The 20,432-nt window shown below is 65.4% G+C and carries 21 protein-coding genes; 13 read left to right on the forward strand and 8 right to left on the reverse strand.

Going from position 1 to position 20,432, the window contains the following annotated elements; genetic code table 11:
- Nucleotides 1-35: 35 nt before the first annotated feature.
- Both IVA98_RS01135 and IVA98_RS01140 read right to left on the reverse strand, forming a co-directional pair.
- Nucleotides 36-1,796, reverse strand: coding sequence for a flavin-containing monooxygenase (locus IVA98_RS01135; protein WP_247299038.1), 1,761 nt, complete (start codon nucleotides 1,794-1,796; stop codon nucleotides 36-38).
- Nucleotides 1,797-1,979: 183 nt separating this feature from the next.
- Nucleotides 1,980-2,627: a DNA-3-methyladenine glycosylase family protein gene (locus IVA98_RS01140; protein WP_247336588.1), complete on the reverse strand. Its 648-nt coding sequence runs from the start codon at nucleotides 2,625-2,627 to the stop codon at nucleotides 1,980-1,982.
- 180 nt (nucleotides 2,628-2,807) lie between these two features.
- Between IVA98_RS01140 and gluQRS the strand changes: the two genes are divergently transcribed.
- Together gluQRS and IVA98_RS01150 are read left to right on the forward strand one after the other, a co-directional pair.
- Nucleotides 2,808-3,677 (forward strand): tRNA glutamyl-Q(34) synthetase GluQRS, encoded by an 870-nt coding sequence (gluQRS, locus tag IVA98_RS01145; RefSeq protein WP_247299042.1) that lies wholly within the window; start codon nucleotides 2,808-2,810, stop codon nucleotides 3,675-3,677.
- A gap of 91 nt (nucleotides 3,678-3,768) precedes the next feature.
- A complete protein-coding gene (locus tag IVA98_RS01150; protein ID WP_247336584.1) occupies nucleotides 3,769-5,061 on the forward strand; it encodes an ATP-binding protein in 1,293 nt (430 codons plus the stop codon).
- Here IVA98_RS01150 and IVA98_RS01155 read toward each other — a convergent pair.
- On the reverse strand, nucleotides 4,988-5,881 hold the full coding sequence (locus IVA98_RS01155; protein WP_247279706.1) for a YihY/virulence factor BrkB family protein: 894 nt from the start codon (nucleotides 5,879-5,881) through the stop codon (nucleotides 4,988-4,990). The genes IVA98_RS01150 and IVA98_RS01155 overlap by 74 nt on opposite strands.
- A 298-nt stretch (nucleotides 5,882-6,179) precedes the next feature.
- Here IVA98_RS01155 and IVA98_RS01160 point away from each other — a divergent pair, with 298 nt between their 5' ends.
- The 6 genes from IVA98_RS01160 (at nucleotide 6,180) to IVA98_RS01185 (ending at nucleotide 10,154) form a co-directional block, all read left to right on the forward strand.
- Entirely contained in the window at nucleotides 6,180-6,374 is a 195-nt protein-coding gene (locus tag IVA98_RS01160) for a twin transmembrane helix small protein (protein WP_024337274.1), read from the forward strand.
- A gap of 1 nt (nucleotide 6,375) precedes the next feature.
- Nucleotides 6,376-6,948, forward strand: a complete 573-nt coding sequence (locus tag IVA98_RS01165; protein ID WP_247299046.1) for a cob(I)yrinic acid a,c-diamide adenosyltransferase — start codon at nucleotides 6,376-6,378, stop codon at nucleotides 6,946-6,948.
- 124 nt (nucleotides 6,949-7,072) lie between these two features.
- The gene (locus IVA98_RS01170) at nucleotides 7,073-7,822 is read left to right on the forward strand and encodes an electron transfer flavoprotein subunit beta/FixA family protein (protein ID WP_247299048.1); all 750 of its coding nucleotides are present in this window, start codon (nucleotides 7,073-7,075) and stop codon (nucleotides 7,820-7,822) included.
- The gene (locus IVA98_RS01175; RefSeq protein WP_247299050.1) at nucleotides 7,822-8,766 is read left to right on the forward strand and encodes an electron transfer flavoprotein subunit alpha/FixB family protein; all 945 of its coding nucleotides are present in this window, start codon (nucleotides 7,822-7,824) and stop codon (nucleotides 8,764-8,766) included. The genes IVA98_RS01170 and IVA98_RS01175 overlap by 1 nt, the downstream gene beginning before the upstream one ends.
- A 195-nt stretch (nucleotides 8,767-8,961) precedes the next feature.
- The gene (locus IVA98_RS01180) at nucleotides 8,962-9,843 is read left to right on the forward strand and encodes a 3-hydroxybutyryl-CoA dehydrogenase (protein ID WP_247279737.1); all 882 of its coding nucleotides are present in this window, start codon (nucleotides 8,962-8,964) and stop codon (nucleotides 9,841-9,843) included.
- Nucleotides 9,844-9,959: 116 nt separating this feature from the next.
- A complete protein-coding gene (locus IVA98_RS01185) occupies nucleotides 9,960-10,154 on the forward strand; it encodes a putative motility protein (protein ID WP_247299052.1) in 195 nt (64 codons plus the stop codon).
- A 6-nt stretch (nucleotides 10,155-10,160) separates the two neighbouring features.
- Here IVA98_RS01185 and tlpA read toward each other — a convergent pair whose 3' ends face one another.
- Nucleotides 10,161-10,826 (reverse strand): thiol:disulfide interchange protein TlpA, encoded by a 666-nt coding sequence (tlpA, locus tag IVA98_RS01190; RefSeq protein ID WP_247299053.1) that lies wholly within the window; start codon nucleotides 10,824-10,826, stop codon nucleotides 10,161-10,163.
- Between the two features lie 105 nt (nucleotides 10,827-10,931).
- On the opposite strand from tlpA, the gene argH reads away from it, so the two are divergent.
- From argH to lysA, 3 genes are all read left to right on the forward strand, one after another.
- Nucleotides 10,932-12,329 carry an argininosuccinate lyase gene (gene argH, locus IVA98_RS01195; RefSeq protein ID WP_247299055.1) on the forward strand — a complete coding sequence of 466 codons (1,398 nt, stop codon included), beginning with the start codon at nucleotides 10,932-10,934 and terminating at the stop codon, nucleotides 12,327-12,329.
- 94 nt (nucleotides 12,330-12,423) lie between these two features.
- Entirely contained in the window at nucleotides 12,424-12,717 is a 294-nt protein-coding gene (lptM, locus tag IVA98_RS01200; RefSeq protein WP_247299057.1) for an LPS translocon maturation chaperone LptM, read from the forward strand.
- Nucleotides 12,718-12,740: 23 nt separating this feature from the next.
- Entirely contained in the window at nucleotides 12,741-14,006 is a 1,266-nt protein-coding gene (lysA, locus tag IVA98_RS01205) for a diaminopimelate decarboxylase (RefSeq protein ID WP_247299059.1), read from the forward strand.
- Nucleotides 14,007-14,164: 158 nt separating this feature from the next.
- On the opposite strand, the gene IVA98_RS01210 is transcribed toward lysA, so the two are convergent.
- Together IVA98_RS01210 and IVA98_RS01215 are read right to left on the reverse strand one after the other, a co-directional pair.
- Complete coding sequence (locus IVA98_RS01210) at nucleotides 14,165-15,070, reverse strand: NAD(P)-dependent oxidoreductase (protein WP_247299063.1); 906 nt, start codon at nucleotides 15,068-15,070, stop codon at nucleotides 14,165-14,167.
- Between the two features lie 143 nt (nucleotides 15,071-15,213).
- Nucleotides 15,214-15,597 (reverse strand): carboxymuconolactone decarboxylase family protein, encoded by a 384-nt coding sequence (locus IVA98_RS01215; protein WP_247299064.1) that lies wholly within the window; start codon nucleotides 15,595-15,597, stop codon nucleotides 15,214-15,216.
- 170 nt (nucleotides 15,598-15,767) lie between these two features.
- Here IVA98_RS01215 and IVA98_RS01220 point away from each other — a divergent pair, with 170 nt between their 5' ends.
- Both IVA98_RS01220 and IVA98_RS01225 read left to right on the forward strand, forming a co-directional pair.
- Nucleotides 15,768-17,762: a TIGR02302 family protein gene (locus IVA98_RS01220; RefSeq protein WP_247299066.1), complete on the forward strand. Its 1,995-nt coding sequence runs from the start codon at nucleotides 15,768-15,770 to the stop codon at nucleotides 17,760-17,762.
- Nucleotides 17,750-18,901 carry a DUF4175 family protein gene (locus tag IVA98_RS01225; RefSeq protein WP_247299068.1) on the forward strand — a complete coding sequence of 384 codons (1,152 nt, stop codon included), beginning with the start codon at nucleotides 17,750-17,752 and terminating at the stop codon, nucleotides 18,899-18,901. Before IVA98_RS01220 ends, IVA98_RS01225 begins: the two co-directional genes overlap by 13 nt.
- Before the next feature lie 156 nt (nucleotides 18,902-19,057).
- On the opposite strand, the gene IVA98_RS01230 is transcribed toward IVA98_RS01225, so the two are convergent.
- Nucleotides 19,058-19,432 carry a response regulator gene (locus IVA98_RS01230; RefSeq protein WP_247299070.1) on the reverse strand — a complete coding sequence of 125 codons (375 nt, stop codon included), beginning with the start codon at nucleotides 19,430-19,432 and terminating at the stop codon, nucleotides 19,058-19,060.
- 46 nt (nucleotides 19,433-19,478) lie between these two features.
- Nucleotides 19,479-20,357: an MJ0042-type zinc finger domain-containing protein gene (locus IVA98_RS01235; RefSeq protein ID WP_247299496.1), complete on the reverse strand. Its 879-nt coding sequence runs from the start codon at nucleotides 20,355-20,357 to the stop codon at nucleotides 19,479-19,481.
- Nucleotides 20,358-20,432: the final 75 nt, after the last annotated feature.

The raw sequence follows: 20,432 nt of genomic DNA on the forward strand, positions 1-20,432 counted from the left end.
CCCCGGAATGACGGCTGGATCATGTGGCACTCACCTCACGCCCGCAATATCCCCTCCTCGATCGCCTTGATCTGGAGCGCGAGATATTTCGAGTTGATCCGGCACTGCGCGAGGCTGCCTGCGATGAACCAGAGACCTGGCTGCTTCGTGCGTGTGTACATGTTGCGCAGCTCGAAGCCATCGCCAAAACCCCAGACCGGGCCGACGCGGTCGGCGATGGCGTCCCCAAACAATTTACGCACCAGATATTCCTGCGGCTTGTAGCCGGTGGAGAGGACGATGAGATCAGCCGGAATGATCGAGCCGTCCTTCATCCGTGCACCCTCGGTGACGAAGCTCTCGATGTCGGTAAACTGCTTCAGCTTGATCGCGCCCTCGATGATCAGGTTGGAGCAGCCGACGTTGAAATAATAGCCGCCGCCGCGGGTGAGGTATTTGAATTGCCAGCCGGTACCGGCCTCGCCGAAGTCGAGCTTGAAGCCGACGCGCCGCAGGCCGTCCAGCAGCTCCTTGTCCAACTCCTTCGACTGCTCCGTCAGCATCACATGGGTCTTCCGCGCGAGCGGTGTCGGCATCGAGGCCGCGATCAGATCATTGTCCTCGAGCGTGCCCTCATTGTAGGTCGCGTAAGCCAGTTGCGCCGACGGCTCGATATTGGTGACAAGCGTCGGCGAGCGCTGCACCAGCGTCACCTTCGCGCCGCTGGAGTGAAGGTCCTGCGCGATGTCGTGGCCGCTATTGCCGGTGCCGATCACGATGGCGCGCTTGCCCGTCCAGTTCTCGCCGTCCTCATAGCGGCTGGAATGCAGCAGCGTGCCCTTGAAATCGGCAAGGCCCGCAATGTCGGGCATGTTGGCGATGCCGCTGACTCCGGTCGACATCACCACATGGCGCGGATGCATGGTCCGCTTGCTGCCGTCGGCGCGGCGCAGCGTCACCAACCAGCGCCCCTTCGCCTCGTCATAGACGCCGCCCTCGAGTTCGGTGCCGGTCCAGAAATTCAGCTCCATCGCCTCGACGTAAGCTTCGAACCAATTGGCGAGCTTGTCCTTTGGAATATAGACCGGCCAGGTCGGCGGGAACGGCATGTAGGGCAGGTGATTGACCTGCACCTGGTTGTGCAGGGTCAGCGCATGGTAGCGCTTGCGCCAGTTGTCGCCGATCCTCATCTCGCGATCGACGATCAACGTATCGACATTCAACTGCTTCAACCGCGCCGCGATGGCGAGCCCGGCCTGGCCGCCGCCGACGACCAGCACCGCCGGGTCGCGATCGGCGTAGTGACGCGAGGCGTTGCGGTGGTCGAGCCAGTTCGGCCCGCGGAAATCGCGCGAATAGGCCTGGTCGCGGGGCCGCGACCTGCCGAGCTGCTCCTCGAACCCCTTGAGCTCGTCGAGGGCGGTGAGCAGCGTCCACGCCTGCAGGCGGTCGCCATTGGCAGTATCGGGAACGAGCCGCACGATGCCACTGCCGCGTCCGATCGCCGTCTCGAAATCGAAGATCGCTTCGATGGTGTTGGTGCCGGCGCGCGTGACCCAGCGCGGCGGCGCTCGGTTTGGCGCGATCTTGAAACCGGTCGGTGCCGCCTTCGGTGCGACGATGGTCAACTCCCGTGCGATAGCATCGTGGCCTGCGAGCGTCTGCAGATTCCAGCTTAGTGCCAGCACATCGCGCCAAAAGCTGTCGGTGAGAAAGAGGCGGTCCAGCGCAGCGGGCTCGGGCCGGCCCAATGTGCGCTCGAATTCATCGAGCCAAGCCTGTGCGGAGACGGAAATATCCTTCGTCCTGTCCAGCATGCGCGACCTCGTGGCCGTCTTCGCGGCGTTTGCTCGCGAGCATGATCCGGAAAGGCGTGTAGCGGTTTTCCGAACAGATCATGCTCTGATATAGAGCTCGACGCTATACTGGATGAGCTTTCGTCGAAAGCGGTTTACCCGAGCAGCGAAAGCATGTGGCCCTGCTCGGGCGGAATACGCCCGTCAGGCCGAGAGCACGCCCTCGCGCTTCTTCACCGCGCGATAGTAGCTCCACCACAGATGCGCCGCGGCGCCGCGCAGCGGACGCCAGGGTTCGGCGAGCGGCGCCATCTGCTTCTCCGTCGGCCGCGTCTTCAGGCCGAGCCCAATCTTGATCCCCTCCTGCACAGCGAGGTCGCCGGCCGGCCAGGCGTCGCCATGGCCGAGGCAAAACAGCAGATAGACGTCGGCAGTCCAGGGGCCGATGCCGGGCAGCGAGATCAGCGTGTGATGCGCGGCGTCGGCATCCTCCTCGGCGAGCACCTCGAGGTTCAGCCGTTGCGCGCCGATCTCGCGCGCGAGGTGTTTCAGCGTCTTGATCTTGGCGGCGGATAGGCCGAGCCGCCCCAGCCGGTCGGTGCGGGCGCGCCGGACCGCCTCATGGTCGAACGGATCGAAGGCGGCGGCCAGCCGTCCCCAAATCGCCGCCGCGCTCGCCGTCGACAGCTGCTGCCCGCACACGATATGGGCAAGCCCCGCAAAACCCGGCTCGCGCCGCCGCAAGGCCGGCATGCCGGCAATTTCCAGCACGGGCTTGAGGCGCGGATCGCGCTTGATGAGCGCATGGACGGCCTCTTCGAGATCGGACTGGGATTCGAGGTGGATGGCCATTGCTTTGCTCAACTCGTCATGCGCGGGCTCGCCGTTTCTGCTACAGCTACGCCGGCCCAATGCCGTAAAGCCCGCCGAAGCCTTCGGCGTCGGCGGGACCGGCGCATCGATCTCCTCACAAGAGTCCTGGAAGATGGATTGCCGGGTCAAGCCCGGCAATGACGAATACACCGAGAACTCATGCCGCCCGTTTTCCGATTTGCCCCGAGCCCGAACGGCTTCCTGCATCTCGGCCACGCCTATTCCGCGCTGCTGAACTTCGAGCGCGCACGCGAGACCGGGGGGCGGCTGTTGCTGCGGATCGAGGACATCGACGCGACGCGCTGCCAGCCGGACTATGAGTCGGCGATCTACCAGGATCTCGCCTGGCTCGGGATCTCCTGGGAGACACCGGCGCGGCGGCAGTCGGAGCATCTTGCCGACTATCGCGCCGCGCTGGAAAAGCTCTCTGCGCTCGGTCTCGTCTATCCCGCCTTTGAAAGCCGCGCCGAGATCGCAAGGCTCGTTGCCGCGCGCGAGGTGGATGGGCCGTGGCCGCACGATCCCGACGGCGCGCCGCTATATCCCGGCGACGCCAAATTGCTGTCGGCCGGCGAACGCGAGCAACTGATGACGTCCGGCGCGCCTTATGCGCTGCGGCTCGACATGGTGGCCGCCTCTCGGCGCGTCGCCGGTCTGACCTGGAACGAACTCGGCGCGGGACCGGATGGCGAGCGCGGCATCGTCCCGGCGCGACCGGAAGCCTGGGGCGACGTCATTCTCGCCCGCAAGGAGACGCCAACCAGCTACCATCTGTCCGTCGTGGTCGACGACGCCCTCCAGGGCGTCAGCGAGATCGTGCGGGGCCAGGACCTGTTTCATGCCACATCGGTGCACCGCCTGCTGCAGGTTCTGCTTGGCCTGCCGGAACCCGCTTATCGCCACCATGCTCTGATCCGCGACGGCGAGGGGCGGAAGCTGTCGAAATCGAGCCGCTCGACGGGCCTGCGGGACTTGCGCGCAGCCGGCGCCACGCCGGCCGATATCCGCCGAACGGTGGGATTAGGTTAAGTTTCTCTGGGGGTTAGCCAAACGCCGCCGTGACTCCGGGCGTTCTGCCGTGCCATGCTTCCCCCCGATAGCCCGGGGTTCGAAGGGGATCATGGCGGCGAAAACGCGCCCAGTGCGCACCACGCGGACGTCCAAGCGACCGCCTCGGAAGCGGTCCGGGGCGGCCGGCCGGTTGGGCAAGCGCAGCGCCAAGGCGGTCGCGCCGGACGTGGTCCAGGCCGCGCTCGCCGCCTTTGCCCATGAGGTCCGCACTCCCCTGACCGGTATACTGGCAATCAGCGACCTGCTCGCGACCTCCGATCTCGGCGAGCGGGAGCGGCGCTGGGCCGACACCATCAAGGCCGGCGCCGAACATCTGGCGAGCCTTGCCACGCTGTTTGTGGACGCGGTCCGGACAGGAAAGCGGGCCGGGAAGGGTGGACACGCGCTCCGGCAGGACCTGTTCGACCTGCGGACGCTTGCCCGCAGCGCCGGCGATTCGCTGGCCGGCCGCGCCGCGGCCAAGGGTCTTCGAGCCCAGGTCGATATCTCCGAGAAGTTGCCGGGGCTGGTGGTCGGCGATCCGGTCCGCCTGCGCGCTGCGCTCGAGAACCTGATCGACAATGCCGTGAAGTTCACCGACCAGGGCGGCGTGGCGCTTGCGGTGGCGCCCTGGCGCCCCGTCAAGGACGAGCGCAAGGGCAAAGCAAAGGATAAAGCAAAGGGTAAAGGTAGAGTCGGCATCGCCTTCGCCGTGTCTGACAGCGGCATCGGCCTTACCATGGCCGAGATCAAGCGGCTGTTCCGCCCGTTCACCCAGGCCAATGTGACCATTGCCTCGCGCTTCGGCGGCGCCGGCCTGGGGCTATCCTCGGTGAAGCAATTGGCGCGCGCGATGGGCGGCGACATCACGGTCGCTGCGCGCCGCGGCGGCGGCGCCACGTTCACGCTGACGGTGTCGCTGGATGCGATGGAAGCGGGTAAATCGCGCAAGGCGAAGGACGGTAGTGAGCCCGAGGCGATGGCCGCCCTCCGCGTGCTCAGCGTCGAGGACAATCCATTCGGCCGCGTGGTGCTCAACACCATTTTGACCGAGCTCGGCCATCATGCCGAGTTCATCGGCCGCGGCGAGGACGCGGTGGACCGGCTCGCGCAGGGCACCTTCGATGCGGTGTTGATGGACATGGTACTGCCCGGAATCGACGGCGTCGAGGCCATCCGGCGGATACGCAGCATGGCGCCGCCGCTGGCGCAGATTCCGATTATCGGGGTGTCAGGTCGCGGCGAAGACGAAGCGGCGTCGCGCGAGGCCGGTGCCGACGCCTTCCTGGTCAAGCCTGTGTCCCCGCGGGCCTTAGCGACTGCGCTGCTTGAAGCGACACGCCGTGTGGCAGCCGCGACTTGATGATCGCCGCGTTGAGCTCGCCGCCGTACACGAAGATCGCCGCGATGAAATACAGAAACACCAGCGCGATGATCACCGATGCCAGCCCAGCATACATCGTCACATAGTTGTTGGCGAAGCGCGCGAGATATTGGCCGAACACGATGCTCGAGATCAGCGACGCCACGATGGTGAAGACGATGCCGGGCAGGATCTGGAGAAAACTGCGGCGTCCCGCCGGCAGCCAGGCGTGCAGGATGAGCAGCGCCACCACCAGCGCGCTGATGGAGATGCCGTAGCGCAGCCAGGTGAGAATGCTTTCGTTTGACTCGACGAACAAGGGAATGTGGCGTCGTGCCGCTTCGATGATCAGCGGACCGAGCACGATCAGGAACGCCATGGCGAGTGCAGTGAAGGCGGCAATCAACGTGTAGGCAATCGATTCCAGCCGCAGCCAGTACCAGCGCCGCATCTCCACCACCGCATAGGCGCGGTTGAGCGCGACGCGGAGCGCCTCGACGCCGTTGGAGGCGAAATAGACCGACAGCGCCGCGCCGATCGTCAGAATACCGGTGCGGGTCGTGGTCAGCACGTCGTGGACCTCGCCGGAGATCGAGTCGGCGACCTGCTTTGGCCAGACCTGGAGCATCAGGCTGGCGGCCTGGTCGGCGAGTTCCTTGGAGCCGAAGAAGCCGGCGAGCGAGGTCAGCACGATCAGGAACGGGAACAGCGCCATCAGCGTCGACAATGCGATGTGGCTCGCGATCGCCCAGCCGTCGTCGGCGAGGAACGTGTAGAAGGCGTCCATCACGACGACGTAGATGTAGCGGATCGCTTTCACGTAGCACCTACACCGCTGCTCTCTCCCCCTGCGCGCAGGGAGAGATCGGAAGAACAGGCAATCGGCGCAAATCGGAAATCATCGCGCTACCATCTGATATTATCGGCCCAAAAGCCAGTTCGCGAAGCGCGGCGCTGGTCATTCCGGGGCGCGCGCAGCGCGAGCCCGGAATCCATTTAGCCGCAGGACAGATGGCCCGATGGATTCCGGGCTCGATGCTTCGCATCGCCCCGGAATGGCGCCGGAGGCTGGCGTGGCACCATGGCGGAGCGGCGCACACGGTGCTATCTACCCTCAAATGGCATCTCTCCTGAGTACTTTCATCCTGCCGGCGGCAGCCGGCGCCGTGGCCCTGGTGCTGCTGCTCGGGCTCATCAACATGATGCGCGGCGGCTCGCCCAACACCTCGCAGAAGCTGATGCGCTGGCGCGTGCTGCTTCAGTTCGTGGCGATCATCATCGCAATGGCCGCGGTCTGGGCGATGGGGCGCTGACATGGTTGTATTGAATCGAATCTACACGAAGACAGGCGACGACGGCACCACCGCGCTCGGATCCGGCGAGCGTCGTCCGAAATACGATCTGCGCATCGAGGCCTATGGCACCGTGGACGAGACCAATGCCGCGATCGGCGTGGTGCGGCTCCACACCTCTGATATGCCCGAGCTCGACGCGATGCTTGGCCGCATCCAGAACGATTTGTTCGATCTCGGCGCCGACCTTGCGGTGCCCGAGCGTGAAGGCAAAGCGGAGCGGCTGCGGGTGGTGGCGAGCCAGGTCGAGCGGCTCGAGCGCGACATCGACGCACTCAACGACAAGCTCGCGCCGCTGACTTCCTTCGTGTTGCCGGGCGGCACGCCGGCCGCGGCTCATCTCCATGTCGCCCGCACGATATGCCGCAGGGCGGAACGAGTGGTGGTAGAGCTGGCGGCCCGGCCCAGCGAACCGGTGAGCGCGGCTGGCATCCAATATATGAACCGTTTGTCGGACTTCCTGTTCGTGGCCAGCCGAGTCGCCAACGGGGACGGTGCCGGCGACGTGCTCTGGGTTCCCGGCCAGAACCGCTGACCCATTTGGGCCGGGCGTTTCTAAGGTCTAAAATTTGGCCCTTCGCGCGTTGACCGGGCCTGATCAGGCCTTTAGGTTCCGCGCCAGTTGATAACCCCTTCCCAAATTGACTGAAAGAGGATCGATGAAGGTCTTAGTGCCGGTAAAGCGGGTGGTCGATTACAACGTCAAGGTCCGCGTCAAAAGCGATGGATCGGGCGTTGAACTCGCCAACGTCAAAATGTCCATGAACCCGTTCGATGAAATCGCGGTCGAGGAAGCGCTGCGCCTGAAGGAAGGCGGCAAAGCGACTGAGATCGTGGTGGTCTCGATCGGGCCCGCACAGGCGTCGGAGACGATCCGCACCGGCCTCGCCATGGGCGCCGACCGCGGCATCCTGGTGAAGGTCGATGGCAATGTCGAGCCGCTCGCGGTGGCCAAGATTTTGAAGAAGGTTGCCGAAGAAGAGCAGCCGGGCCTGATCATCCTCGGCAAGCAGGCAATCGACGACGACTCCAATCAGACCGGCCAGATGCTGGCCGCGCTGCTCGGCTGGTCGCAGGCGACCTTCGCCTCCAAGCTCGAGGTCGAAGGTTCTGACTTCAAGGTCACGCGCGAAGTCGATGGCGGCCTCCAGACCGTGAAGCTGAAGGGACCGGCGATCGTCACCACCGATCTGCGTCTCAACGAGCCGCGCTATGCCTCGCTGCCCAACATCATGAAGGCCAAGAAGAAGCCGATCGCGGAAAAGACCGTCGCCGATTACGGCGTCGACGTCGCTGCGCGCCTCGAGATTCTCAAGACGACCGAGCCGGCGGGCCGCAAGGCAGGCGTCAAGGTCAAGGACGTCGCCGAGCTGGTGTCGAAACTCAAGAACGAAGCCGGGGTGCTCTGATGACGACGCTTCTGATTGCCGAACACGACAATGCGTCGTTGAAGGATGCGACCAACAAGGCGCTCACCGCGGCTGCCGCGCTCGGCGCGGAGGTCGAGGTGCTGGTGGCCGGCCAGAACGCCAAGGCCGCGGCGGATGCCGCCGCCAAGCTTGCCGGCGTCAAGAAGGTGCTGCTCGCCGATGGCGAGCTCTACGCGCACGATCTCGCCGAGCCGCTGGCCGCGCTGGTCGTGTCGCTGGCGTCCAGCTATGACGCGATCGTCGCGCCCGCGACCTCGCGCTTCAAGAACGTGATGCCGCGTGTCGCAGCCCTGCTCGACGTCATGCAGGTCTCGGAGATCATCAAGGTGGTCGCACCCGATACCTTCGAGCGCCCGATCTATGCCGGCAACGCCATCCAGACGGTGAAGTCGAAGGACGCCAAGAAGGTCATCACGGTGCGCACCTCCACCTTCGCCGCAGCAGGCGAGGGCGGCAGTGCGCCCGTCGAGAACGTCGCGGCGGCCGCCGATCCCGGCCTGTCGACGTTCGTCGGCGAGGAAGTCGCCAAGAGCGACCGTCCGGAACTGACCTCGGCCAAGATCATCGTGTCCGGTGGCCGCGCCATGCAGAGCCGCGAGAATTTCGCAAAGTACATCGAGCCGCTCGCCGACAAGCTGGGCGCCGGCGTCGGTGCCTCGCGCGCGGCGGTCGACGCGGGCTATGCGCCGAACGACTGGCAGGTCGGCCAAACCGGCAAGGTCGTGGCTCCCGAGCTCTATGTCGCGGTGGGCATTTCCGGCGCGATCCAGCATCTGGCTGGCATGAAGGACTCCAAGGTGATCGTGGCGATCAACAAGGACGAGGACGCGCCGATCTTCCAGGTCGCCGATTACGGCCTGGTGGCGGACCTCTACCAAGCGGTTCCGGAGCTGACGGCCGAACTCGGCAAGCTCGGCAAGTAAAACGGGCTAAAAACACCGGCCGGAGCTATAAACTCCGGCCGGTGTTGCTTTTCTGAGGCGTTTTCTTTGGCGTGGGGCACGCCTTGGAAGCGATCCAATCTAGGTTTCGAGCCAGGGTTCTGATTAAATCGGAGCTCCCGGCTCGAGGGGATAGGCAGGGCGCGCTCGTCGCGCGCCGTTCCGGTGGATGACATGATGGCGGCAGTGATCAAGAAGGTCGGCGTGATCGGCGCGGGTCAGATGGGCAACGGTATCGCGCATGTTGCGGCGCTGGCCGGCTTCGACGTGGTGCTCAATGACGTCTCGGCCGACCGCCTCAAGTCGGGCATGGCCACCATCAACGGCAATCTGGCGCGACAGGTCTCCAAGAAGGCCGTCACCGAGGACGACAAGGCCAAGGCGCTCGCGCGCATCAAGCTTGCCGAGAAGCTGGACGACCTCGCCGACTGCGACCTCGTGATCGAGACCGCGGTCGAGAAGGAAGAGGTCAAGCGCAAGATTTTCCACGAACTGTGCGCGGTGTTGAAGCCGGAGGCGATCGTCGCCTCCGACACGTCGTCGATCTCGATCACGCGGCTCGCCGCCGCCACCGACCGGCCGGAGCGCTTCATCGGCATTCACTTCATGAATCCGGTGCCGCTGATGGAGCTGGTCGAGCTGATCCGCGGCATCGCTACCGATGATGCGACCTTCGAGGCATCCAAGGAATTCGTCGCCAGGCTCGGCAAGCAGGTCGCAGTCTCCGAGGATTTCCCGGCCTTCATTGTCAACCGCATCCTGCTGCCGATGATCAACGAGGCGATCTACACGCTGTACGAAGGCGTCGGCAACGTCGAGGCGATCGATGCCGCGATGAAGTTAGGGGCCCATCATCCCATGGGCCCGCTGGAGCTCGCCGATTTCATCGGCCTCGACACCTGCCTCTCCATCATGCAGGTGCTGCATGAGGGGCTGGCAGATTCCAAGTACCGCCCGTGCCCGCTGCTCGTGAAATACGTCGAAGCCGGCTGGCTCGGCCGCAAGACCCAGCGCGGCTTCTACGACTATCGCGGCGCCAAGCCGGTACCGACGCGGTAAGGTACTCTCGTGCCCCCGGACGCAGCGCGGAGCGCTGCCGAGCCGGGGCACGGAAACTCGCTCACCTCTCGTTAACCCCTCACGCCTAGGTTAGGGCCGGTACGAGGGTTCGCGTAATGGACATGATGGCGATGGTCAGCACCATGCTGGCCGCTCAGCAAGGCGCGCTGCAATCGAATATCGCAGCGACGCTGACCAAGCAGAACATGGACATGGAGAAATCCACCGTCCTGGCGCTGATGGGCGCCGGCCAGCCCTCGCTCGCCAATGTAGGCCCCGGCATCGGCGGCAATCTCAACGTCACGGCCTAAAATTCTCTAAAGCGACGCGGCAGCCTTGCCCGTCGCCGCCCGGATCAGCTTGAGCGCGTCCTCGCTGGCCCATTCCGCCGGCCCCGCAATCGTCGCGATCTCGCAGCCTTGCGGGTCGACCAGCACCGATGTCGGCATCCCCAAGGCCCGGCCCACGGCTTTAAGATCCTGAAAAACCTTGGCTTTCTGGTCGCTGAAATAGCCGAGCCGGGTCAGATTGGCCTCTCTCAGGAAGGTCTTGGGCTTTTCGGGGTCGCGGGTGTCGATGTTGATCGCCACCACCTCGAAATTCGGGCCCGACAGCTTGCCCTGGAGCTCGTCCAGCGCCGGCATCTCCTTGCGGCAGGGCACGCACCAGGTGGCCCACAGGTTCACCAGCAGCGTCTTGCCGCGGAAGTCGGACAGCTTCTTCGGCTTGCCGTCGGCGTCCTCGAAGACGAGGTCTGGCAGCTTGAAGGGGGTGCTCGCCATGGTCAGCGCCGCCACCTCGCCATGGGCGAGCGGGGCGATTTTCTGCGCAGTCGCCACCGCGGACCGGCAGACCGGATCGCCCGACGGCGCCCGGCTCAGACCCAGCCCGTACAGCGCGGCGAAGCCGGCCAGGCCCCCGATCGCCACAATGGCGATGACGAGTGGGATTCGGCGCGTGGCCGAAGGCGTTTTGTCGAGCATATCGTTTGTCATCCGGTCGCAGATGTGGCTATCAGGGGCCTCTTAATACGGCTGGCCGCGGCCAGCAAACGTGACTAGCGACAGGCAAGGCGTGAGCAGGGGATCATGAGCAACAAGATGTGGGGCGGCCGGTTCTCGGAACGTCCCGATGAGATCATGGAGGAGATCAACGTTTCTATCGACGTCGATCGTCACCTGTTCGCCCAGGACATTGCCGCGTCCAAGGCCCACGCCGCGATGCTCGCCAGCCAGGGCATCATCACTGCCTCTGATGCGAAAAATATCGGCAAGGGTCTAGACACGATTTTGTCAGAGATCGGCAAGGGCGGCTTCGCGTTCAAGCGCGCGCTCGAGGACATTCACATGAACGTCGAGAGCCGGCTGTCCGAGCTGATCGGCCCCGCCGCCGGAAGGCTGCACACGGCGCGCTCGCGCAACGACCAGGTCGCAACCGATTTTCGCCTGTTCGTCCGCGACGTCATCGACGAGACCGATGCTGCGCTGGCCGCGTTCCAGCAGGCGCTGGTGGAGCGCGCGCTGGAGCACGCCGCGACCGTGATGCCCGGCTTCACGCATCTGCAGACCGCGCAGCCCGTCACTTTCGGCCACCACCTGCTTGCCTATGTCGAGATGGCCGCGCGCGACCGCGGCCGCTTCCAGGACGCGCGCAAGCGGCTCAATGAATCGCCGCTGGGCGCGGCCGCGCTCGCCGGCACCTCATTCCCGATCGACCGCCACGCCACGGCGAAGGCGCTCCTCTTCGACCGGCCGATGGCGAACTCGCTCGATGCGGTGTCCGATCGCGACTTCGTGCTGGAGACGCTGGCGGCCGCCTCGATCTGCGCTGTGCACATGTCGCGCTTTGCCGAGGAGATCGTGATCTGGACCTCGCCGCTGGTTGGCCTCATCCGCCTCAGCGATAAATTCACGACTGGCTCCTCGATCATGCCGCAGAAGCGCAACCCGGATGCCGCCGAGCTCGTGCGCGCCAAGACCGGCCGCGTGATCGGTGCGCTCAACGGTCTTCTGATCGTGATGAAGGGCCTGCCGCTCGCCTATCAAAAGGACATGCAGGAGGACAAGCAGGGCGCGATGGAAGGTTTTGCCGCGTTGTCGCTGGCGATCCGCGCCATGACCGGCATGGTCCGCGACCTCGCGCCCGACGAAGCGAGGATGAAGGCGGTCGCGGGCGAGGGTTACGCCACCGCGACCGATCTCGCCGACTGGTTGGTGCGGACGCTGAAGATGCCGTTCCGCGAGGCCCACCACGTCACCGGCCGAATCGTGGCCAAGGCCGCCGAAGGCGGCGTCGCGCTGCACGAGCTGCCACTGAAGGAGATGCAGGCGATCGAGCCCAAGATCACCAAAGACGTGCTCGGCGTGCTCTCGGTCGAATCGTCGGTGAAGAGCCGCACCAGCTTTGGCGGCACCGCGCCGAAGAACGTGGCGTCGCAGGCCAAGGCTTGGGCGAAGCGGCTGGAAAAGCAGCGAAAATCGGGCTAATGGCAAAATTTGGCTTGTTTTTCATGGTCATGCGGGCTCTCGCCAGAGCGCACCAATCTCTGTATGGTGCGCGCCGCGTAGTGGGGATTTCGTCGTGACGTCAAAGTTTCGCCCGGCCGGCTCGGGGTGGGCCATCATTGTCCTTAGTCTGACGGCGCTGGCGCTCGCCGGCTGCGGACGCAAGGGTCCGCTGGATCTGCCGCCGACCGCCTCCAATGCGCCCACGGCCAACGGTGCGGCGCCGACCGACACCGAGATCGAAGCCCAGGGGACGCCGAGCGTGTTCAATCCCACCTACGGTGTGGACGCCGCGCCCGCGGCGGCCAAGGGCAGGAAGAAATCGTTTATTCTCGATCCGCTCCTGGACGAACCTCCCGGTAAGAAATAAGCCGGGACAACCGAGCCTGCGCCATGAACCATTTCGACTATCGCAACGGCGTGCTGCACGCCGAGGCGGTGAACCTGTCCGAGCTGGCCGCAACCGTCGGCACGCCGTTCTATTGCTATTCGACGGCGACGCTGGAGCGGCACTATCGCGTCTTCTCGGAAGCCTTCGCCGGCGAGAAGGTGCTGGTCTGCTACGCCATGAAGGCGAACTCCAACCAGTCGGTGCTGCGCACCCTGGCCAAGCTGGGCGCCGGCGCCGACGTCGTCTCCGGCGGTGAATTGAAGCGCGCGCTCGCCGCGGGCATCCCCCCAGCTAAGATCCTGTTCTCCGGTGTCGGCAAGACGGAAACCGAATTGCGCGCGGCGCTTGCCGCCGACATCCTCTGTCTCAACGTCGAATCCGAGCCCGAGCTCGAGCTTTTGTCGCGACTTGCGACCGAGATGGGCAAGACCGCGCGCATCTCCGTGCGCGTCAATCCCGACGTCGATGCCGGCACGCACGCAAAAATCTCCACCGGTAGGTCCGAGAACAAGTTCGGCATTCCGATCGCTCATGCCCGCGAGGTCTATGCCCGCGCCGCAAGACTCCCGGGCATCGAGGTGACCGGCACCGACGTGCATATCGGCAGCCAGATCACCGACCTCTCCAAGATGGAGACCGCGTTCCGGATCCTCTCCGAGTTCGTGCAGACGCTGCGCGCCGACGGCCACAACATCTCGCATGTCGATTTCGGCGGCGGCCTCGGCATTCCTTATTACATGGATCGCGAGGCGCCGCCGGCACCCGACGCCTACGCCGCCATGGTCAAGCGCGTCAGCCACAATCTCGGCTGCACGCTGATGTTCGAGCCGGGGCGCATGATCGTCGGCAACGCCGGCATCCTGGTCACGAAGGTCATCTACGTGAAGCATGGCGACGGCAAGAATTTCGTCATCATCGACGCTGCCATGAACGATTTGATCCGCCCGACGCTGTACGAGGCGCATCACGACATCCTGCCGGTGACGCAGCCCGCCAAGGGTGCGGCCACCATCATGGCCGACGTCGTCGGCCCGGTCTGCGAGACCGGCGACTATCTCGCCCTCGACCGCACGCTGCCGACGCCAAAGGCGGGCGATCTGCTCGCCATCATGACCGCCGGCGCCTATGGCGCGGTGCAGGCGGGCACCTACAACACGCGGCCGCTGGTGCCGGAGGTGCTGGTGAAGGGCGAGCAATACGCAGTGGTGCGCCCGCGCATCGAGGTCGAACAGCTGATCGCGATGGATACGCCGGCGCCGTGGCTGTGACAGCACGACGGCGGGGCGCCACAAATTCAGTGTCGTCGTGCGACAGCCAGGATCCATAACCCCCGAGGGCGTGTCGCGCGAAGCTGCTAACGACGAATCTTCGGCAGACCTTTCCCTCGGGTAGTGGGTGCTGCATCTGCACTTCGATCTGCACTTCGCTACTTCCCGGCCAAACCGCCCTTCGCTTCAACCACAACTCCCGCCTTCCTCTCGATCGGCTTGATTGCCGCGGTGAAGTCGGACTCGGCGCCTTCCGCGCTGATCACCGTCTCCCACAACCGTCCCACGGCATCAGCGACTTCCATCGATAGCCCGAGCTGCTTCATCTCCTCCAGCGCCAGCCGCACGTCCTTCACCATCAATCCCGTGGCGAAACCGAAGTCGAAGGTGCGCGGCAGAACCGAACGCGGAAACTTGTCGCGGCTCGCCGTGTTCATGCCCGAGCCCGCATTGATGACGTCGATCATCACGGCGGGATCGAGCCCGGCCTTGACACCCATCACCACGGCCTCCGACGTTGCCACGATGGCCGTGGCCGACAGGAAATTGTTGGCGAGCTTCATGGTCTGCGCTGCGCCCGGCTTCTCGCCGATGAAGAACACCTTTCCGATCACGTCGAGCGCCGGCTTGAGCAGCTCGAACTCGGCTTTCGGCCCTGAGACCATCACCGCCAGCGTGCCTTTCTCGGCGCCGCCGACCCCGCCGGACACGGGGCAGTCGACCTGCACGATGTTGCGTTTGGCGAGCAGGCCGTGAATCTTCGAAGCCATCTGCGAGCCGACCGTCGACAGATCGACGAAGCGTTTCGCGCGCCTGCCCTCGATCACGCCGTTTGCGCCCGTCGCGACCTCGAGCGAGGCCTGCAGCGACGGCAGGCTCGCCATCACCGTCTCGACCTGGTCGGCGACATCCTTCGGTGATGTCGCAGCCGTCGCGCCGCGTGCCATCAGCCTGTCGACGACCTCCTTGCGCGTGTCGAACGCGACGAGCTTGTGTCCGGCCTCAATCAGCCGTCGCGCCATCGGGAAACCCATGTTTCCGAGCCCGATGAATCCGATGTCCATGCTGTTTCCTTGGGTTTGTTATTCGTTGTTATGAAAGATGCGCACTCCACCCTCGGAGTCGTCCCGACAAGCGCGGCTCAAGCGCGCGCCGATCGAGATTTGCGCTGACGCTTGACCGGGATGACGGCGGAGGTGGCTTGCCCTCACGCCTTCCCATCGATCTCTGCGAACACCTCGCGCGCGATGCGGAAACTGTCGACGGCGGCCGGCATGCCGCCATAGATCGCGACCTGCATCAGGATCTCGCGGATCTCCTCTCGGGTGACGCCGTTGGTCAGTGCGCCCTTCAGATGCGCGCGGAACTCGTGCTGGCGGTTGAGGATCGCGATCATCGCGATGTTGAGCATGCTGCGGGTCTTGCGCGGCAGTTCCTCGCGGCCCCACACCGCGCCCCAGCAATATTCGTTGAGCATCTCCTGGAACGGACGGTTGAAATCGTCGACGTTCTTCAGGGCGTTGTTGACATAGGCCTCGCCCAGCACCGCTTTGCGGACTTCCAGGCCCTTGTCGTGCATCTTCTTGTCCATGGCGTTTCCTTCGTTTTTCCTCGGAATGGCGTCGCGGAAATTACGGGGTTGCGCCGGGCCAGTCACGTCCTCGTGTTATGCGGGAAAAGGGGTCTCTCCCGTGCCGGAATGGATGCCTCAGTGCTGCCGTTGTGGTAGGCTTCTCTCTACCGGGCAACCTGGAGAGCTGATTGAACGGCGTCACCCCCGACCCGTCAGACCCGATCCGCGAGGGCGACGCTCTGTCGCGGCTGAAGCTGGCGCAGGCCCTCGATCGGGCGACCTATGCCATCGCGTGGGAGCGTGCCTGGCCGAATCTGGCGCGGCTCCTGACTGTCGCCGGCCTTTTCCTGGTGGTGTCCTGGGCTGGCCTCTGGCTGTCCTTGCCGTTTGTCGCCCGCGCGATCGGTCTTGTCATCTTCGCCGGCGTCGCGATTGCTACCCTGTTCCCGTTGATACGCTTTCGCTGGCCGAGCCGTGAGGAGGCGCTGAGCCGGCTCGACCGTGGCTCCGGCATCCGCCACCGCCCGGCCACCACACTCACGGACACGCTGACCTCGCAAGACCCGGTCGCCAAGGCGCTGTGGCAGGCGCAACGCGAGCGCACGCTGGCCTCGCTCAAGCGCATCCGCGCCGGTCTGCCGCATCCGCGGCTCGCGTTTCACGATCCCTGGGCGCTGCGTGCGCTGGTCATGGTAATGCTGGTTGCGACCTTCTTCGCCGCCGGCGACGAGCGCGCGATGCGGCTCCGGGCCGCCTTTGACTGGAATGGCGTGCTGGCCCCGACCAATGTTCGCGTCGACGCTTGGGTGACGCCCCCGCTTTACACCGGCAAGCCGCCGGTCATCCTGTCGGCCGCCAACAAGGAAGCCGCGGCATTGCCGGCCAGCAGCCCCCTTGCCGTCCCGGCCGGCTCGACCCTGATCGTGCGCTCCTCCGGCGGCAGTCTGGATGTCGCGGTCTCCGGCGGCCTCAAGGAGGTCGCCCCGGTGGAAGCCGCGCCCAAGGGCACCAACGAAAAGCACTTTGCCATCGCCGCCGACGGCACCGCGCATGTCCGCGCGCCCTCCGGCCAGCCGCAATGGACCTTCACGGCGACGCCGGACCGCCCGCCGACGATCGCGCTCGCCAAGGACCCCGAGCGGCAGGCGCGCGGCGCGCTCCAGCTCTCCTACAAGATCGAGGACGATTACGGCGTCACCGGTGCCGACGCGCACATTGCGCTGCGCCCCGCCGACGCCAAGGATGCTGCCAAGGATGCCGGCAAGAATGGCGCCAAGGATACCGCCAAGGATAACAAGGACAACAGCAAGGACGCCGACGGCAAAGGCGCGGCGCGGCCGCTGTTCCAGCCGCCGCAATTCCCGCTGGTGCTGCCGAACGCGCGCACCCGTAACGGCGTCGGCCAGACGGTGAAGGACCTCAGCGAGGATCCCTATGCCGGCGCGGAGGTCACGCTGACGCTCACCGCCAAGGACGAGGCCGGCAACGAGGCGCGAAGCGAGCCCTTCAACATGCGCCTGCCCGAACGGCTGTTCACGAACTCGCTCGCGCGCGCGCTGATCGAGCAGCGCCGCATCCTCGCGCTCGACGCCAACAGGAATTCCGACGTCTACACCGCGCTCGACGCGCTGATGATCGCGCCCGAATTGTTCACGCCGGATGCCGGCTGCTATCTCGGCCTGCGCAGCCTGGCGTCCCAGCTGGAGGCGGCCCGCACCGACGACGCGCTGCGCGAGGTGGTGGCGAGCATGTGGGCGTTCGCGGTCACCATCGAGGACGACGGCGTCGCCGGCAGCGTCAACGCGGCGCTGCGTTCGGCGCAGGACGCGCTCAAGGCGGCGCTGGAGCGCGGCGCCAGCGAGGACGAGATCAGGGTGCTGACGCAAAAGCTCCGCGAGGCCATGGCCGGCAAGGTGCGCGACCTCGCGCGGCGCGCCGAGCAAAATCCGCTCGGAGCGCGGCAGCCGTTCCCCGCGGAGGTCCAGCTCATCCTCGACAAGGCGATCGAGCTGCGACAGAAGACCCAGCATGCGACGCCCGAGCAGCTCGCAGAGCTGGCGCAGCAGCAGGACACATTGCGCGAGCAGCTTCAGGCCTATCGGAAGTCGGCAAGCAGCGGTGCCAACAAGACGGGGGACGACAAGACCAACCAGTTTACGCGGGACCGGAAATGCGGAAGCTAGCACGCGTGCCAGTCTTGAAGGCGATGTCGATCGCCTGTGTCGCCCTGCTGCTCGGCGGCGTCTCGCCGGTCGCTGCCCAGCTGGATCAGGATCCTGACGCGCTGCTCGACAGCGCCGAAAAGGCGATGCAGGAGTCCGGCGACAGCCTCAGGCAGAAGGAATCCGGCAAGAGCCTGAGCAATCAGTCTGACGCCATCCAGAAGCTGGAGGAGTACAAGCGGGCGACGGAACGCAGCCAATCCTCCAGCCGCGATCGCAATGTCATCACGCAGCGCGATCTGGACGACCTCTTGCGGCAGATCGAGAAGGCGGCGCGCGAAGGCAACCGCGAGGCGGCCCAGCGCATGCTCGAGCAGCTCGCGCAGATCATGGAAAATCTCCAGATGGCGCAGCCCGGGCAATCCGGCGACAGCGACATGGAGCAGGCGCTCAACGAGCTCAGCGACATGATCCGCAAGCAGCAGCAATTGCGCGACAAGACGTTCAAGCAGGGCCAGGACTCCCGGCGCGACCGTTCGCGCGGCAAGCAGCAGGGCGACCAGTCGATGTCGGACCTCCAGCAGGACCAGCAGGCGCTGCGCGACCGTCTGAAGAAGCTGCAGGACGAACTCGCCAAGCGCGGCCTCGCGCAGAAGGGACAAAAAGGTCAGAGTCAGAAAGGGCAGAAGGGTCAGCAAAGCGACCAGGGCCAGCCCGGCCAGAATGGCGATCAGGACGGCGACCAAGGCGATGACGACGGCAGTCTGGATGACGCCGACGGGGCCATGGGCGATGCCGGATCGAAGCTCGGCGAGGGCAACGCCGACGGCGCCGTGGATTCGCAGGGCAAGGCCCTCGATGCCTTGCGCAAGGGCGCGCAGAAGATGGCCGAGGCCATGCAGCAGGGGGACGGTGACGGGCAGGGCGATGGTCCCGGCAATCGGGCCGGCCGTCAGCAGAGCGGCGCCAATCAGACCGATCCGCTGGGCCGTCCGCTTCACGGCCGCGATCTCAGCGACGACTACACCGTCAAGATCCCCGGCGAGATCGACGCCCAGCGTGTCCGCCGCATCCTCGAAGAGCTCCGCCGCCGCTTAGGCGATACCTCGCGCCCGCAGATCGAGCTCGACTATATCGAGCGCCTGCTCAAGGATTTTTGACCTCACACTTGGTGTCATCGCCCCCCTTGTGCGCTTGCGCACTGGGGCGGGCGATCCAGTATTCCGACACAATTGTGGTCCGAACGATAGGCTGCAGCGTACTGGATGCCCGCCTTCGCGGAGCATGACAGCGCTATGCGTGGCTAATGCCGCCCGCTACCCCTTCCTCGCTGCCAGCGCATCCGCCACGGCGGTGCGGATGTCGGCGACCGAGAAGGGTTTTGTCACGACATCATGCACCAGCGCATTGAGGTTCGAGGCGCGCTCGCGCTGATCGGCAAAGCCGGTCATCAAGAGAATGGTCAGGTTGGGGAAATCGCGCGCGGCGGAGAGGGCGAGCGCGATTCCGTCCATAACGGGCATCTGGATGTCGGTGAGCAGCAGGTCGAACGCCCCGCCCTCTCGGTTCAGGATCTCCAGCGCCTCGGCGCCGTCTTGCGCGGTGACGGTCTCGTGGCCGTCCATGGCGATGGCGCGCGCCACCAGCGTGCGCATCGAATCTTCGTCATCGGCGATCAGGATTTTCGGCATCAGACAAACCTCGGGACCAACTCCCGCGCGGATCTTGTGAGGCTGATTATACGCTGCCACCGGCAATGTCGCGCCGGTTGAAGAAGCGAACGTCGATATTGCGGCCGTCCGGCGGCGGCGAGGCCAGGCGCGAGCGGAAGAAGGCGCGCTCGCCGGGCCGCAGCACGGTCTGCTCCAGCACCGTGTTCCAGGCGTAGATCTCCGCTCCTTGCGCGTCGCGCACGGCGAAGCGCAGGCGCGGGATGTCGAGCGGCTTCTTGCCCTCTCCGACGATCACGCCCTCGATCACCAGCACCTGCTTACCGTCCACGGTCTCGCTGGATAGCTTGACGTCCTTGAAGGCCAGCCCTCTCACATTAACCTCGAGCCCCACCAACTTGTAGAACGCCGCCGTCTGCGGCAGCAGCCGCACCATGTCACCGCGCCAGATCACCAATGCCAGCACCAGCGCGCCCATGGCGGCGCAGGCCGTCGGCAGGCCGAAATTGGATTTTGGCGACGCCGCCGGGGCGGCCGGGCGACTGACCCGCGCGCCGCGGCGACGGAATAGGCCGCGGAACCAGGACTGGTGCTGCGCGCCGGCGACGTCCTCCTCGGCGGCCCGGGCCGCCGCCGACCACTCATCCTCGATCTCCTTGATGTCCTCGGTCGGCCAGTCGCTGGCGATCGAGGGGCTTTCGACAACCGGAGTGTCGGCAGTGCTATCGTCCTTGGCGTATGAGTTCCACTGCGCGGCGAGGTCGGACTGGTCCTCGGCCTGGCTTGCCGCGGCCATGGCCGGGACGGACGCCTCCTCGATCGCATCCTCGGCATGGGCGACCCAGGTCTCCTTGCAACGGGAGCAGCGCACCGTCCGGCCGTTCGCACCCAGGCTCGCAGGCTTGATGGCGTAGGATGTCGTACAATGAGGGCAGACGATATGCATGGACGAGCCTTGATGCATGGACTGGTCTTGACGATGTCACGGTCGCGAAGAACCGGGTTGTCCTTATGCTACCGG

The sequence above is a fragment of the Bradyrhizobium sp. 160 genome (genome assembly GCF_023073735.1).
Classification (GTDB): domain Bacteria; phylum Pseudomonadota; class Alphaproteobacteria; order Rhizobiales; family Xanthobacteraceae; genus Bradyrhizobium.